Source organism: Micromonospora violae (assembly GCF_004217135.1).
In the GTDB taxonomy this organism is placed as follows: Bacteria; Actinomycetota; Actinomycetes; order Mycobacteriales; family Micromonosporaceae; genus Micromonospora; species Micromonospora violae.
Genome location: NZ_SHKK01000001.1, coordinates 3,587,327 through 3,601,857, shown reverse-complemented (window position 1 = coordinate 3,601,857; position 14,531 = coordinate 3,587,327). Strand labels below are relative to the sequence as shown.

Genomic DNA, 14,531 nt, shown 5'->3' with positions numbered 1-14,531 from the left:
AACCGTCGACGGCCGGCTCCAAACGGTCGGCGCACACCATTCCCGCCGGCCCGTTGTCTGAAGCCGGCGGACCAGAACGCGAGGAGATGGGACCTGTGACCATCCGGGTTGGCATCAACGGCTTTGGCCGAATCGGCCGTAACTTCTTCCGGGCAGTGCTGGCGTCTGACGCCGACATCGAGGTCGTGGCGGTCAACGACCTGACCGACAACGGCACGCTCGCCCACCTGCTCAAGTACGACAGCATCCTCGGTCGCCTGCCGTACGAGGTCAAGGCCACCGCCGACGAGATCACCGTCGGTGGCAAGACCATCAAGGCGTACGCCGAGAAGGACCCGTCGAAGCTGCCGTGGGGCGAGGTCGGCGCTGACGTCGTCATCGAGTCGACCGGCTTCTTCACCGACGCCACCAAGGCCAAGGCGCACGTCGACGGCGGGGCCAAGAAGGTCATCATCTCCGCCCCGGCGAAGAACGAGGACGTCACCGTGGTCATGGGTGTCAACCACGACACCTACGACCCGGCGAAGCACACCATCATCTCCAACGCCTCGTGCACCACGAACTGCCTCGCCCCGATGGCGAAGGTCCTGCACGACACGTTCGGCATCCAGCACGGTCTGATGACGACGATCCACGCGTACACCCAGGACCAGAACCTCCAGGACGCGCCGCACTCGGATCTGCGTCGGGCCCGGGCCGCCGCGCTGAACATCGTGCCGACCTCCACCGGCGCCGCCAAGGCGATCGGCCTGGTCCTGCCGGACCTCAAGGGCAAGCTCGACGGCTACGCCCTGCGGGTGCCGATCCCGACCGGCTCGGTCACCGACCTCACCGTCAACGTGGGCCGCGAGACCACCGTGGACGAGGTCAACGCCGCGCTGAAGGCCGCCGCGGACGGCCCGCTCAAGGGCATCCTGGTCTACAACGAGGACCCGATCGTCTCCACCGACATCGTGACCGACCCGGCGTCGTGCATCTTCGACGCGCCGCTGACCAAGGTCGTCGGCAACCAGGTCAAGGTCGTCGGCTGGTACGACAACGAGTGGGGCTACTCCAACCGCCTGGTCGACCTCGTCAAGCTGGTCGGTTCGTCGCTGTGAGCATCCGGACCCTCGACGACCTGCTCGCCGAGGGGGTGTCGGGTCGGCGCGTGCTGGTGCGCGCCGACCTGAACGTCCCGCTCGACAAGCAGACCGGTGCCATCACCGACGACGGCCGCATCCGGGCGGTGCTGCCGACCCTCGGCGCGCTGGTCGAGGCCGGCGCGAAGGTGGTCGTCTGCTCGCACCTGGGCCGCCCGAAGGGCGCTCCGGACCCGCAGTTCAGCCTGAGCCCGGTCGCCGGGCGGCTCGGTGAGCTGCTCGGCGCGCCGGTGCGCTTCGCCACCGACACTGTCGGTGACTCCGCCAGCTCCACCGTGGCCGATCTGGCCGACGGCCAGGTCGCTCTGCTGGAGAACCTGCGCTTCAACGCCGGTGAGACCAGTAAGGACGACGCCGAGCGGGGCGCCTTCGCCGACCAGCTCGCCGCGTTCGGCGACGCGTACGTGGACGACGCGTTCGGTGCCGTGCACCGCAAGCACGCCAGCGTCTTCGACGTGCCGGCCCGGTTGCCGCACGTCGCGGGTCGGCTGGTGCTGCGTGAGGTGGAGGTGCTCTCCAAGCTCACCGGTGCCCCCGAGCGCCCGTACGTGGTGGTGCTCGGTGGGTCGAAGGTGTCCGACAAGCTCGCCGTGATCGAGGCGCTGCTGCCCACTGTCGATCGGCTGCTCATCGGCGGTGGGATGTGCTTCACCTTCCTCAAGGCCCAGGGCCTGGAGGTGGGCACGTCGCTGCTGGAGAAGGACATGGTCGAGACCTGCCGCAACCTGCTGGAGCGGTCCGGCGGCAAGATCATGCTTCCGGTCGACGTGGTGGTGGCTGACGCGTTCGCTCCGGACGCGGCGCACGACACGGTCCGGGTCGACGGCATCCCGAGTCACCGGCTCGGCCTGGATGTCGGCCCGGAGACGGTGGCTGGCTTCAGCGCCGCGCTGTCCCAGGCGAAGACGATCTTCTGGAACGGCCCGATGGGCGTGTTCGAGATGGCGGCCTTCGCGGCCGGCACCCGGGGGATCGCCGAGGCGATCACCAAGGCCGACGCGTTCAGTGTCGTCGGTGGCGGTGACTCCGCGGCTGCGGTCCGTGCCCTGGGCCTGGACGAGTCGTCCTTCGGGCACATCTCCACCGGCGGTGGCGCCTCCCTGGAATACCTCGAGGGCAAGACCCTCCCCGGCATCGCGGCCCTGGAGAACTGAATGTCGAGCACCACCCGCCGGCCGCTGATGGCCGGCAACTGGAAGATGAACCTCAACCACCTTGAGGCCAACCTGCTGGTGCAGAAGCTGGCGGCGAGCCTCACCGAGAAGCAGCTCACGGCCGTCGAGACGGTCGTGCTGCCGCCCTTCACCGACCTGCGCACCGTGCAGACCGCGGTGGACGGGGACAAGCTGCTGATCGGCTACGGCGCGCAGGACATCTCCCCGCACGCGTCCGGCGCGTACACCGGGGACATCTCCGGGCCGATGCTGGCCAAGCTCGGCTGCACCTACGTGGTGGTCGGGCACTCCGAGCGGCGGGCCTACCACCACGAGGACGACACGGTGGTCAACGCCAAGGTCAAGGCGGCGTTGACGCACGGTTTGACGCCGATCCTCTGCGTGGGGGAGGGGCTGGACATCCGCGAGCAGGGCACCCATGTGGCGCACTGCTCCGACCAGCTCGACGGGGGCCTCGCCGGGCTCACCCCGGAGCAGGTGCGGCAGGTCGTGATCGCGTACGAGCCGGTCTGGGCGATCGGCACGGGCAAGACCGCCACCCCGGACGACGCCCAGGAGGTCTGTGGGGCGGTGCGTCAGCGGCTGGCGGAGCGTTTCGACCAGGAGACGGCCGACCAGGTTCGGGTCCTCTACGGCGGCTCGGTCAAGGCGTCCAACATCGCCTCGATCATGGGCCAATCGGACGTGGACGGGGGCCTGGTGGGGGGCGCCAGCCTGGACGCGGAGGAATTCGCGCAGATCTGCCGGTTCCCGGAGCACCTCGCCCGCTGATCGCTCGGTATCCTGGACACCGCCCGTCCGCCGGTCGGTGCCGCCGTGCCCGATCAGACCGGGCGAGGATCGCTACGAGAGGAACTGACCCCAGCCATGCCGATCTGGTTCGCATACACGTTGATCGTGTTGCTGGTCATCACGAGCATTCTGCTCACCCTGCTGATCCTGCTGCACCGCGGCAAGGGTGGCGGTCTGTCGAGCATGTTCGGCGGTGGCGTCAGCTCCAGCCTCGCCGGCTCCTCGGTCGCGGAGAAGAACCTGGACCGCTACACCGTCCTGGTGAGCGTCGTCTGGTTCGCCGCGATCGTCGGGCTCGGGCTCTGGCTGCGCCTCCAAATGAACAGCGGCGTCTGAGCAGGCTCAGTTAGTCGTACAATCTGCGCGCGGTCCGTCACTCGACGGGCCGCGCGCAGGCTTTTCTCCGCTGCACCGCGTCGCCCGCCGCTCACCCCCTCAGACGGCGGGTCCCCTCCGACGACAGGAGCGAGCAGCCGTGCCGAGTGGCAACGTTATCCGGGGAGCCCGAGTCGGGTCCGCACCCATGCGCCCGGACGAACGGCACCAACCCGCCCCCCGACAGGACGTCACCTACTGGTGCCGTAACGACCACCGGGTCGACATCCGGATCAGCGCGGACGTCGAGCCGCCTTCCCTGTGGGACTGCCCCCGCTGCGGGCTGCCCGCCGGCCGGGACGCCCAGAACCCGCCCGGCCGCGTCCGCGCCGAACCGTACAAGAGCCACCTGGCGTACGTGAAGGAGCGGCGCACCGCCGAGGAGGGGGAGGCCCTGTTGAACGAGGCGCTCGCCGCTCTGCGGCGCCGACGCGGCGAGTAGCGGGCCGCGCTCAGCGCAGGCTGCGCAGTCGGGCGGGCACGTCGGCTGCCGCCGCCCGGTCCAGCAGCCAGCGGGTGCGGTCCACGCCGCGTACGCCGGCCGCTGGCAACTGCACCGGCCCGGCGCCGGCCAACGCCATGCCCACCGCGCGGGCCTTGTCGGCGCCGCCGGCCACCAGCCAGACCTCCTCGGCGGTGTTGATCGCCGGCAGGGTGAGGGTGGTCCGCGTCGGCGGCGGCTTGGGGCTGCCCCGCACCGCGCTGACCGGCCGGGTCTCGTAGCCCACCGGGTGCTCGGGGAAGACCGACGCCACGTGGCCGTCCTCGCCGACGCCCAGCATCAGCACGTCGAAGTGCGGCAGCGTGGCGTGCCCGGGCCGGGCGGCGCGGGCCAGCTCCTCCGCGTACGCGGCGGCCGCCGCCTCGGGGTCGTTGCCGGCCGGGCCGTCCGAGGCCGGCATCGCGTGCACCCGGGCCGGGTCCAGGGGCACCACGTCCAGCAGGGCGGCACGGGCCTGGGTCTCGTTGCGGTCCGGATCACCGGCGGGCAGGAACCGCTCGTCGCCCCACCACACGTCGACCCGGGACCAGTCCACCGCGTCGCGGGCCGGCAGCGTCGCCACCGCCCGGTACACGGCTGCGGCGATCCGACCGCCGGTGAGCACCACCGAGGCTTCGCCCCGGTCGGCCTGGGCGTCGAGCAGCTTCACCAGCAGCCGGGCCGCCACGGCCTGCGCCAGCAGGTCGGCGTCGGCGTGCACGGCGACACTCGCCTCACTCATGGTTGCGCCTTCGTTTCCCGACCGCGGGGCGGTCGCTGTCGTGCCCGGGGCGGTTGCCCGAGGTGGTGGGGCGGAAACCCCGGAGATTGCGGGGCAGGGCCGGCGTGTACCGGCCCTGCCCGACGTCGTGGCCCCGGCGGGGCTCAGCCCTCGCCGCTCGTGCTGGCGTGCGCGGTGACCCCGGCCTCGGCGCGCTTCGCGGTGGCCGGATCCTTCCAGACGTGGACCCGCTGCGCGGGGCGCTGGTCCAACCCCCGCAGCCCGACCGTCGCGCCCAGCGCCTCCGCGTACACCTGGTCGGCGTCCAGCCGGCGCAGCTCCTCGGCCAGTTCGTCGCCGAGCGGGCGGCGAACCAGCGGCAGAGCCCGGTCATCCTGGCCGGTACGCCGGAACACGGCCATGCTGTCCTCGCGGGTCAGCGTCAGCTGATCGCCGTTGGCGCAGCTGAGCTGCACCTCCCGCATGCGGGGGACATCGTTGCTGTCCACCCGGCGCGGGGTGATGCCGAGCCGGCTGGACAGCCAACCGGCCATCAGCAGCGCCGTCGGGTCGGTGGGCGGCGCGACGATCGTCGCCTCGGTGACCTGCTCGTTGGTGGTGTCGAACGCCCCGGCGACCAGGGTGCGCCACGGGGTGATCCGGGTCCACGCCAGGTCGGTGTCGCCCGGGGCGTAGTCGCGGGCACGCTGCCGCAGCGCCTCCACCGGGTCGGCGGCCTGGGCGGAGTCGGTGATCCTCCGGTCGGCCACCACCCCGAGGAAGTCGGTGGCGATCTCCGCCGGCGGCTCACCGTGCCACCAGGTGACCACCGGCACGTCGGGAACGAGCAGCGGCATCACGACCGACTCGGCGTGCAGGGCCAACCGGCCGTACATCCGGGTGACCACCGCCTCGCACGGGCCGAGCCGACCACCGACCACGATCTCCGCGTCCAGCCGGTTGCGGTCCCGCTCGATCTCCGAGCGGACCACCACCACCAGCCGGCACGGGTGCGCGGCGGCGGCGATCGTCGCCGCCGCCTCCGCCTCCCGGACCCGCTTCTCGTCCACGACCACGATCAGGGTCAGCGCCATGCCGCTGGCCACCCCGCCGGCGCTGCGCCGCTCGGCGGCGAGCGCCTTGACCACCTCGTTGCCGGTGGTGTCCCACAACCCGATCATGCTCTCCTCCAGGCGCGACCCTCGCGGGCCAGCATCTCGTCGGAGGCCCGCGGGCCCCACTCGCCGGCCCGGTACGGCTCCGGCGTGGTGCCCTCCCAGGCGTGCTCCAGCGGGTCGATCACCTGCCAGCTCTGCTCGACCTCGGCCGCGTCGGGGAACAGGGTGCGATCGCCGATCAGCACGTCCAGGACCAGACGCTCGTACGCCTCAGGGCTGGACTCGGTGAACGCCTCGCCGTACTGGAAGTCCATCGCGATGTCGCGGACCTCCATGGTCGTGCCCGGCACCTTCGAGCCGAACTTGAGCACCACACCCTCGTCCGGCTGCACCCGGATGACCAGCTGGTTGTTGCCCAGCGACTCCATGTCGGCGTCGTTGAACGGCAGGTGCGGCGCCTTCTTGAACATGATGGCGACCTCGGTGACCCGCCGGGGCAGCCGCTTGCCGGCCCGGATGTAGAACGGCACCTCCGCCCAGCGGCGGTTCTGGATGCCCAGCCGCACCGCCACGTACGTCTCGGTGGTGGAGTCGGCGGGGACGTCCTGCTCGTCCAGGTAACCGACCGCGCGTTCGCCGCCGACCCAGCCGGGCAGGTACTGACCGCGGACGGTGTCCCGGGCGACGTCCTTGGGCAGGGTGATGGCCTTGAGGACCTTCAGCTTCTCGGCCCGGATCTCGTCGGCGTCGAAGCTGGTCGGCTCCTCCATCGCGACCAGGGCGAGGAGCTGGAGAAGGTGGTTCTGCAACACGTCACGGGCGGTGCCGACGGTGTCGTAGAAGCCGGCGCGGGTGCCGATGCCGACGTCCTCCGCCATGGTGATCTGCACCGAGTCGACGTACTTGGAGTTCCACAACGGCTCGAACAGGTTGTTGGCGAACCGCAGGGCGAGGATGTTCTGAACCGTCTCCTTGCCCAGGTAGTGGTCGATCCGGAAGACGTCCTCCCGGGTGAACACGTCGTCGACGAGGTCGTTGAGCGCCTTCGCCGACGGCAGGTCGTTGCCGAACGGCTTCTCCACCACGACCCGGCGCCAACCGCCGGACTTGTTGTTGTCGGCCATTCCGGTGCGGGCCAACTGCTTGAGGACGACCGGGAACGCGGCCGGCGGGATGGAGAAGTAGAACGCCGCGTTGCCGGTGATGCCGTGGGTCTGCCGCAGGTCGTCCAACGTCGAGGCGAGGGAGTCGAAGGCGTCGTCGTCGTCGAACGACCCGCCGACGAACTTGATGTTTCCGGCCAGCCGCGCCCACACCTCGTCCCGCCACGGGGTGCGGGCGTGCTTGCGGGCCGCCTCGCAGGCCAACGTCTCGAAGTCGCCGTCACCCCAGTCGCGGCGCGCGAACCCGAGCACCACGAAGCCCGGCGGCAACAGCCCCCGGTTGGCCAGGTCGTAGACCGCGGGGAGCAGCTTCTTGCGGGCCAGGTCGCCGGTCACCCCGAAGATCACCAGAGCGCACGGCTCCGGGATCCGGGGCAACCGGCGGTCCTGCGGGTCGCGCAGCGGGTTCACCGGGCCACCTTCGTTCGCGACTGCGGGGGCTCGCAACCCCGGCTCACTCCTCGCGCTCACCGAGCCGCCTCCTCGCTTCCGCCTCAGTCACGTCGTCCATCCTCACGCCCGTAGATCACCGGCCGCGTCCAGTAGCTGGGCGACACCGGCGGCCCGGTCGGTCAGGTGCAACCGCAGCACCGGCCGGTCCCGACCGGCGAGCGCCTGCCGGTCCCCGGCGGCCTGCGCCGCCTGCAGCTCACCGAAGGTGTACGGCTTGCCCGGCACCTCCAGGTCCTCGGCGACCGCGCCGGTCACCTGGAGGTAGCTGCCGACCTGCGGACCACCCTTGTGGTACTGACCGGTCGAGTGCAGGAACCGTGGACCCCAGCCGAAGGTGACCGGCCGCCCGCCCGCCTGGGCCAGCAACGGTCGCAGCCGGGCCGCGTCGGCGTCGGCGAACCGGTCGAGGTACGCCATCACCGCGAGGTAGCCGTCGTCGCCCAGCCCGTCGAGCAGCCAGCGCAGCACCCCGGCCAGGTCCCCGGGCGCGCCCTGCGGGGCGTACACCTCGATCGCGCCCTCGGTGAACGACGGCGTCTCCGCCGGCAGGCCCGAGGCCAGGATCTTGTTGGTGTTCTCCTTGGACTCGGTGACGTTCGGCTGGTTGAACGGGTCGATGCCGAGCACCACCCCGGCCACCGCGGTGGCGTACTCCCAGGCCAGGAACTGCGCGCCCAGCGGGCCGTTGACGGCCACGTCCGGCGCGCCACCGCCGCCCGGCACGTCACCGGCGGTCAGCGCGCCGCCGTAGCTGACGGTCAGCACGTCCGCGCCGGTGGCACCGGGACTCTGCGGGGACTCCACGACCACCGGAAGGATGCCCACACCGGCCTTGCCGGTCGACTCGGCGATCAACTGCTCGGCCCAGTCGCCGAGCCCGTCGATGCCGGTGCCGTCGGAGACCAGGGCGACCTTGTCCCGGGCCAGCGTGGCCGCGGCACCCAGGGCGGCGCCCAACGCCAGCGCCGGGTTGTTCTGGTCCGCGCCGAGCGAGGTGGCCAGCGCGTCGGCCTGGTCGAGCAGTTCCGCGACCTCGACCCCGGCCAGCGCCGAGGGCACCAGACCGAACGCGGTCAGCGCCGAGTACCGGCCACCGACGTTCGGGTCGGCGAGCACGGTGAACGCGCCCATCTCGGCCGCGGTCGTCTCCAACGGCGAACCCGGGTCGGTGACGATGACGAAGTGCCGGCCGGCCTCCGCCTCGGTCATCCCGGCGTCCAGGAACGCCTGCCAGTAGGCGCGCCGGTGGCTGTCGGTCTCCACCGTCGACCCGGACTTGCTGGCCACCACCACGACGGTGCGCTCCAGCCGGTCACCCAGCGCCGCCCGGACCTGACCCGGGTCGGTGGTGTCCAGCACGGTCAGCGGGCGACCCAGCGTCCGGGTGATCACCTCGGGGGCCAGCGACGAGCCGCCCATGCCGGCGAGCACCACATGGTCCAGGTCGCCCAGCTCGGCGGTCAGCTCGGCCAACTGCACGAGCAGCTCGCGGCTGCGCCGGTGGGTGTCCACCCAGCCCAGCCGGATCTTCGCCTCGGCTTCGGCGTCCGGACCCCACAGGCTCGCGTCCTTGCCGGCCAGCTTGCCCGGGACGCCGGCCTTGATCAGCGCCTCCCGGGTCGAGGCCGGCGCGGCCTTGTCGACCGCGTCGGCGCCGTACACGGAGAGCCCGGCAGCTCCCTCCACCGGCCCCTTGAGCAGATCGCTCATGCCGTCACTCCGCTTCGCTGCGTGCCGTCATGAGGCACCTTCGCACTGAGCTTGCTGATTCGCTCGCTGCGCTCGCTCATGCCGGCACTCCGCTTCGCTGCGTGCCGTCATGAGGCACCTTCGCACTGAGCTTGCTGATTCGCTCGCTGCGCTCGCTCATGCGCCACCGGCCTTCTCGGCGGCCTTGGCGCTGCCCTTGGCCGCCTTGTTCGGAGCGCCCTTGCCCTTGCCGGCGGCGTCCAGAGACTTGCTGACGCCGTCGAGCAGCTCCTGCCAGCTGGCCTCGAACTTCTCCACGCCCTCGCGCTCCAGCGTGGCGATCACGTCGGCCATGTCCACCCCGGCCGACTCCAGGTCCGCGAAGACCTTGCGGGCCGCGTCGTAGGCGCCGGTGACGGTGTCGGGGAGGGTCTCACCGTGATCGGCGTACGCGTGGATGACCGACTCCGGCATCGTGTTGACCGTGCCGGGCGCGATCAGCTGCTCGACGTAGATGACGTCCCGGTAGTCCGGGTTCTTCGTCGAGGTGGACGCCCACAGCGGCCGCTGCGGGTGCGCGCCAGCGGCGGCGAGCGCCTTCCAGCGGTCCGAGGAGAAGACCTCGGTGTAGCGCTCGTACGCCAGCTGCGCGTTGGCGACGGCGGCGCGCCCCTTCAGGGCCTTGGCCTGGTCGGAGCCGACCTTTTCGAGCCTCTTGTCGACCTCGGAGTCGACCCGGGAGACGAAGAACGACGCGACCGACCCGATCGTCGACAGGTCGTGGCCGTTGGCCTTGGCCTGTTCCAGACCGGCGAGGAACGCCTCCATGACCGCCGAGTAGCGGTCCAGACCGAAGATCAGCGTGACGTTGACGCTGATCCCCTCGGCCAGGGTGTCGGTGATCGCCGACAGACCGGCCTCGGTGGCCGGGATCTTGATGAAGAGATTGGGCCGGTCGACGAGCCACCACAGCGCCTTGGCCTCGGCGACCGTCTTGTCCGCGTCGTGCGCGCTGCGCGGGTCCACCTCGATGGAGACCCGGCCGTCGACACCGGCGCTGCCGTCGTACGACGGGCGCATCACGTCGCAGGCCCACCGTACGTCGTACGTGGTGAGCATCCGCACGGCCTCTTCCACGTCCACGCCACGGGTGGCGAGGTCGCGCAGCTGCCAGTTGTACTCGTCGGCGTCGCTCAGCGCCTTCGCGAAGATCGTCGGGTTGGTGGTGACGCCGGCCACGTGCTTCTCGCGGCGCAGCTGGTCCAGCCCGCCGGAGCTCAACCGCACCCGGGAAAGATCGTCGAGCCAGACCGCCACACCCGCGGCGGTGAGCTCATTCAACTTGTCCGTCATGCCATCCACGCTCCCTCAGTTGCCGGTCGTGAAACCGGTGATGTCGCCCACCCGGGCCAGCGAGGCGTGTGCTGCCGCCACGATCCGGTCGGGGGTGAACCCGAACTGCTCGAAGAGCACGGTGTGCGGGGCGCTCGCGCCGTAGTGCTCCAGGCTCACGCTCTCGCCGAGGTCACCGACGATGCCGCGCCAGGACATCGCGATGCCCGCTTCCACGCTCACCCGTGCCTTTACCCCGCGCGGGAGCACCGACTCCCGGTACGCCTCGTCCTGCTCGTGGAACCACTCCTGGCAGGGCATCGAGACGACCCGGGTCGGGGTGCCGTCGGCCTCCAGCCGCTCCCGGGCGGTCAGGCAGAGCTGCACCTCGGAGCCCGTCCCGATGATGATCACCTGAGGCTTGCCGTTGGACGCCTCGGCCAGCACGTAGCCGCCCTTGGCGACGCCGTCCGCGCTGCCCAGCACGTCGCGGTCCAGGGTCGGCAGCGGCTGACGGCTCAGCGCCAGCGCGGTCGGCCGGTCGGTGTGCTCCAGCGCCTGCCGCCAGGCCCAGGCGGTCTCGTTGGCGTCCGCCGGGCGGACCACGTCCAGGCCCGGGATGGCGCGCAGCGCGGTCAGGTGCTCCACCGGCTGGTGGGTCGGGCCGTCCTCGCCGAGGCCGATCGAGTCGTGCGTCCAGACGTAGGTCACCGGCAGCTTCATCAGCGCGGCCAGTCGCACCGACGGACGCATGTAGTCGCTGAAGACCAGGAACGTGCCGCCGTACGGGCGGGTGCCACCGTGCAGGGCGATGCCGTTGAGAATCGCGCCCATGGCGTGCTCACGGATGCCGAAGTGCAGCGTGCGGCCGTACTCGTGACCGGGGAAGTCCTTGGTGGCGTGGGTGGCCGGGATGAACGACGGCTCGCCCTTCATGGTGGTGTTGTTGCTCTCGGCCAGGTCGGCCGAGCCGCCCCACAGCTCCGGGAGCACCGGCGCGAGCGCCTCCAGCACCTTGCCGGACGCGGCCCGGGTGGCCACACCCTTGGCGTCCGCGGGGAAGACCGGCAACGCGTCGGTCCAGCCGTCGGGGAGTACGCGACCAGCCAGCCGCTCGTAGAGCGCGGCGCGCTCCGGGTTGGCCTTCTTCCAGGCGTCGAACGAGGTGGTCCACGCCTGCTGGGCGTCGGAGCCGCGACTCATCACAGTGCGGGCGTGGCTGAGCACGTCCTCGTCGACCTGGAAGGTCTGCTCCGGGTCGAAGTCGAGGATCCGCTTGGTGGCCTTCACCTCGTCGGCGCCGAGCGCCGAGCCGTGGATCTTGCCGGTGTTCTGCTTGTTGGGCGCGGGCCAGCCGATGATGGTGCGCAGCGCGATGAAGGAGGGGCGGCCGGTCTCCGCCTTGGCGGCCAGCAGCGCCGCGTGCAGCGCCTCGGCGTCCTCGTGGTAGTCGCCCTGGTCGGCGTCGCCGCTGCGCCAGTCGACGGTCTGCACGTGCCAGCCGTACGCCTCGTAGCGGGCCGCCACGTCCTCGCTCTTGGCGATCCGGGTGTCGTCCTCGATGGAGATCTCGTTGTCGTCGTAGATCACCGTGAGGTTGCCCAGCTGCTGGTGCCCGGCGAGGGCGCTGGCCTCGTGGCTGATGCCCTCTTCGATGTCACCGTCGGAGACGATGCACCAGATGTCGTGGTCGAAGACGGACGCGCCGAGCTCGGCCTCGGGGTCGAACAGGCCGCGCTCGCGACGGGCCGCCATGGCCATGCCGACCGCGTTGCCCAGGCCCTGCCCGAGCGGGCCGGTGGTGGTCTCCACGCCCGGCGTGTGCCCGTGCTCGGGGTGCCCCGGCGTCTGCGAGCCCCACTGCCGCAGCGACTTCAGGTCGTCCAGGCTCAGCGGGTAACCGGACAGGAACAGCTGGATGTAGAGCGTCAGGCTGGAGTGCCCGGCGGAGAGGACGAACCGGTCACGACCGGGCCAGTTCGGATCGGCCGGGTTGTGCCGCATGACGCGGTTGAAGAGGAGGTACGCCGCGGGCGCGAGGCTCATGGCGGTGCCCGGGTGACCGTTGCCGGATTTCTCTACGGCGTCCATGGCCAGCACGCGGACGGTGTCGACGGCCCGGCGATCGAGGTCGGACCAGTTCAGTGCGGAGTGCTCGGGTCGTTTAACAGCCACGATGGTTGTGCTCCTCGGCAGATGGGCGGAACCCTCACCGATGACCTTATCGAGCGTCCCTAAACGTGCGCCCAGGGATCTGCGCATGGTGTGCGCTACGTGACCATCCGGATGCTCGGTTCAACCCGGTGGTGTGACGCCCCGCACCGTTGTCGGGTCGGCCGGGCAGCCAAAACGACGACGCGTAGTGTGTGGGTCGGTATGCGGACCCGTCGCGGTCCCGGCCGATCCGATCTCCCCGTGCCCGATGCCGGAAGGTGGCAATCCGTGAGCATGATCACCGAGCGCCCCGCGAGCAACCCGGCCGGGCCACACCCGGCGCGGGCGGCCGAGGGCCCGGTGGCCCGGCGGGACGTACGCGCGGTCCTCTCGGCGTACGTGGCCCTCACCAAACCGCGGATCGTCGAGTTGCTGCTGGTCACCACCGTCCCGGCGATGATGCTCGCCGAGGGTGGGCTGCCGTCGCTGTGGCTGATGGCCATCGTGCTGATCGGTGGCTCGCTCGCCGCCGGCGCGGCCAGCGTGCTCAACTGCTACATCGACCGCGACATCGACCAGTTGATGCGGCGGACCAAGCGCCGGCCGCTGCCGGCGCACACCGTGTCGCCGCGCAGCGCGCTGATCTTCGGTCTGGTGCTGGCGGCGGTGTCGGTCGCCCTGATGGCGGCGTTCACCAATCTGCTGGCCGCCGGGCTGACCCTCGCCGCGATCGCCTACTACGACCTCGTCTACACCCTGTGGCTCAAGCGCTCGACCCCGACGAACACCTTCTGGGGCGGCGCCTGCGGGGCGGCGCCGGTGCTGATCGGGTGGGCGGCGGTGACCGGCTCGCTGGCGCCGGCCGCGTGGGGGCTCTTCGCGGTGGTCTTCTTCTGGCAGATGCCGCACTTCTACCCGCTCGCCATGAAGTACAAGGACGACTACGCCCGGGCCGGCATTCCGATGCTGCCGGTGGTGGCCTCCACCCGCCGGGTGAACGCCGAGATCCTGATCTTCGCGTGGCTCACCGTGCTCACCTCCCTGGCCGTCTGGCCGCTGGGGCTCAGCGCGATCTACGGGGTGCCGACCCTGGTGGTGGGTGCCATCTTCGTGGTCGAGGCGCACCGGCTCTGCCGGCGGGCGACGCGCGGCGAGGCGGTCAAGCCGATGCGGCTGTTCCACTGGTCGACGACGTACCTGACGATCGTCTTCGTGGCCGTCGCGCTCGACGCGTTGATCTGACCCGTTCCGTCCGTCCCGGCTGCGGCCGGTCGGCCGCCGGCTCGCGGGCCGCGGCTCTGCCGGGTGCGACCCCATGTCGCTCGTTGCCTGCCGGTGATCTACTGACTAATCATGGACGTGGATGAGTTGTCCCGGTTTAACGTCACATCAGAGTAACTTTCGGCATGAGCCGGATGGGCTCAACTTGGGGTGCTTCGGACGCGATTTGCCCACGTGTTTTGAGCGCAAAAGTCCGCATATAAACGGACAGCAAACCTGTGGTTCTCCTTAAACCTGTAGGTAATTGGCATCACAAAAGGTTCATGGTTCTCGCCCGACAAGGTGCAACTCTGCTTAGGCTTCGCGTCATGGCAGATGGTTCCGATACGACGCTGACGGCCGAGCAGACCGCCGGCGAGCAGGCGCCCCACGGCCTGGTCGCGGGCCTCAAGGCGTTCGCCGCCGGACACGGCGGCGCGAAAGCGGTCATCGAGTACGTCGGCAAGCGTGGCGCACGGATCGTCCTGGTGGGTTCCGACGGTGAGTGGGGCGACCAGTTCGCCGACGACACCGTCACCGCCCGGGAGGCGTGCGCCAAGGCGGGAGTCACCGTCGAGAACGCCTGGGAGCGTGAACTGATGGACCAGATGCGTCCGAGCAACGACCTCTGGCGGTCGATGGCCCGGCGCACGATGGCCCGCTGAATAGACAGCTG

The 14,531-nt window shown here is 70.8% G+C and carries 13 protein-coding genes; 7 read left to right on the top strand and 6 right to left on the bottom strand.

The features are described from left to right. Window positions 1-95 precede the first annotated feature (95 nt). The 5 genes from gap (at window position 96) to EV382_RS15795 (ending at window position 3,926) form a co-directional block, all read left to right on the top strand. Window positions 96-1,100 carry a type I glyceraldehyde-3-phosphate dehydrogenase gene (gene gap / locus EV382_RS15815; protein WP_088988543.1) on the top strand — a complete coding sequence of 335 codons (1,005 nt, stop codon included), beginning with the start codon at window positions 96-98 and terminating at the stop codon, window positions 1,098-1,100. Continuing rightward, window positions 1,097-2,296: a phosphoglycerate kinase gene (locus EV382_RS15810; protein ID WP_130402733.1), complete on the top strand. Its 1,200-nt coding sequence runs from the start codon at window positions 1,097-1,099 to the stop codon at window positions 2,294-2,296. Before gap ends, EV382_RS15810 begins: the two co-directional genes overlap by 4 nt. After that, window positions 2,297-3,088 (top strand): triose-phosphate isomerase, encoded by a 792-nt coding sequence (gene tpiA / locus EV382_RS15805; RefSeq protein ID WP_130402731.1) that lies wholly within the window; start codon window positions 2,297-2,299, stop codon window positions 3,086-3,088. Window positions 3,089-3,184: 96 nt separating this feature from the next. Further along, window positions 3,185-3,445 (top strand): preprotein translocase subunit SecG, encoded by a 261-nt coding sequence (secG, locus tag EV382_RS15800; RefSeq protein ID WP_130402729.1) that lies wholly within the window; start codon window positions 3,185-3,187, stop codon window positions 3,443-3,445. A gap of 139 nt (window positions 3,446-3,584) precedes the next feature. Beyond that, a complete protein-coding gene (locus EV382_RS15795; protein ID WP_130402727.1) occupies window positions 3,585-3,926 on the top strand; it encodes an RNA polymerase-binding protein RbpA in 342 nt (113 codons plus the stop codon). A 10-nt stretch (window positions 3,927-3,936) separates the two neighbouring features. Here the strand turns inward: EV382_RS15795 and pgl are convergent, their stop codons facing one another. From pgl to tkt, 6 genes are all read right to left on the bottom strand, one after another. After that, on the bottom strand, window positions 3,937-4,707 hold the full coding sequence (gene pgl, locus EV382_RS15790) for a 6-phosphogluconolactonase (RefSeq protein WP_130402725.1): 771 nt from the start codon (window positions 4,705-4,707) through the stop codon (window positions 3,937-3,939). Between the two features lie 143 nt (window positions 4,708-4,850). Beyond that, entirely contained in the window at window positions 4,851-5,867 is a 1,017-nt protein-coding gene (locus EV382_RS15785; protein ID WP_130402723.1) for a glucose-6-phosphate dehydrogenase assembly protein OpcA, read from the bottom strand. Next, window positions 5,864-7,378 (bottom strand): glucose-6-phosphate dehydrogenase, encoded by a 1,515-nt coding sequence (zwf, locus tag EV382_RS15780; protein WP_130402721.1) that lies wholly within the window; start codon window positions 7,376-7,378, stop codon window positions 5,864-5,866. Before zwf ends, EV382_RS15785 begins: the two co-directional genes overlap by 4 nt. A gap of 102 nt (window positions 7,379-7,480) precedes the next feature. Continuing rightward, a complete protein-coding gene (locus EV382_RS15775; RefSeq protein WP_130402719.1) occupies window positions 7,481-9,130 on the bottom strand; it encodes a glucose-6-phosphate isomerase in 1,650 nt (549 codons plus the stop codon). Window positions 9,131-9,286: 156 nt separating this feature from the next. Then, window positions 9,287-10,462, bottom strand: a complete 1,176-nt coding sequence (tal, locus tag EV382_RS15770) for a transaldolase (protein WP_130402717.1) — start codon at window positions 10,460-10,462, stop codon at window positions 9,287-9,289. 15 nt (window positions 10,463-10,477) lie between these two features. Beyond that, on the bottom strand, window positions 10,478-12,616 hold the full coding sequence (tkt, locus tag EV382_RS15765) for a transketolase (protein WP_130402715.1): 2,139 nt from the start codon (window positions 12,614-12,616) through the stop codon (window positions 10,478-10,480). 267 nt (window positions 12,617-12,883) lie between these two features. Here tkt and EV382_RS15760 point away from each other — a divergent pair, with 267 nt between their 5' ends. Beyond that, window positions 12,884-13,837 carry a heme o synthase gene (locus EV382_RS15760; RefSeq protein ID WP_130402713.1) on the top strand — a complete coding sequence of 318 codons (954 nt, stop codon included), beginning with the start codon at window positions 12,884-12,886 and terminating at the stop codon, window positions 13,835-13,837. 347 nt (window positions 13,838-14,184) lie between these two features. Next, the gene (locus tag EV382_RS15755; protein WP_030491570.1) at window positions 14,185-14,520 is read left to right on the top strand and encodes a hypothetical protein; all 336 of its coding nucleotides are present in this window, start codon (window positions 14,185-14,187) and stop codon (window positions 14,518-14,520) included. The last annotated feature ends 11 nt before the right edge of the window (window positions 14,521-14,531 follow it).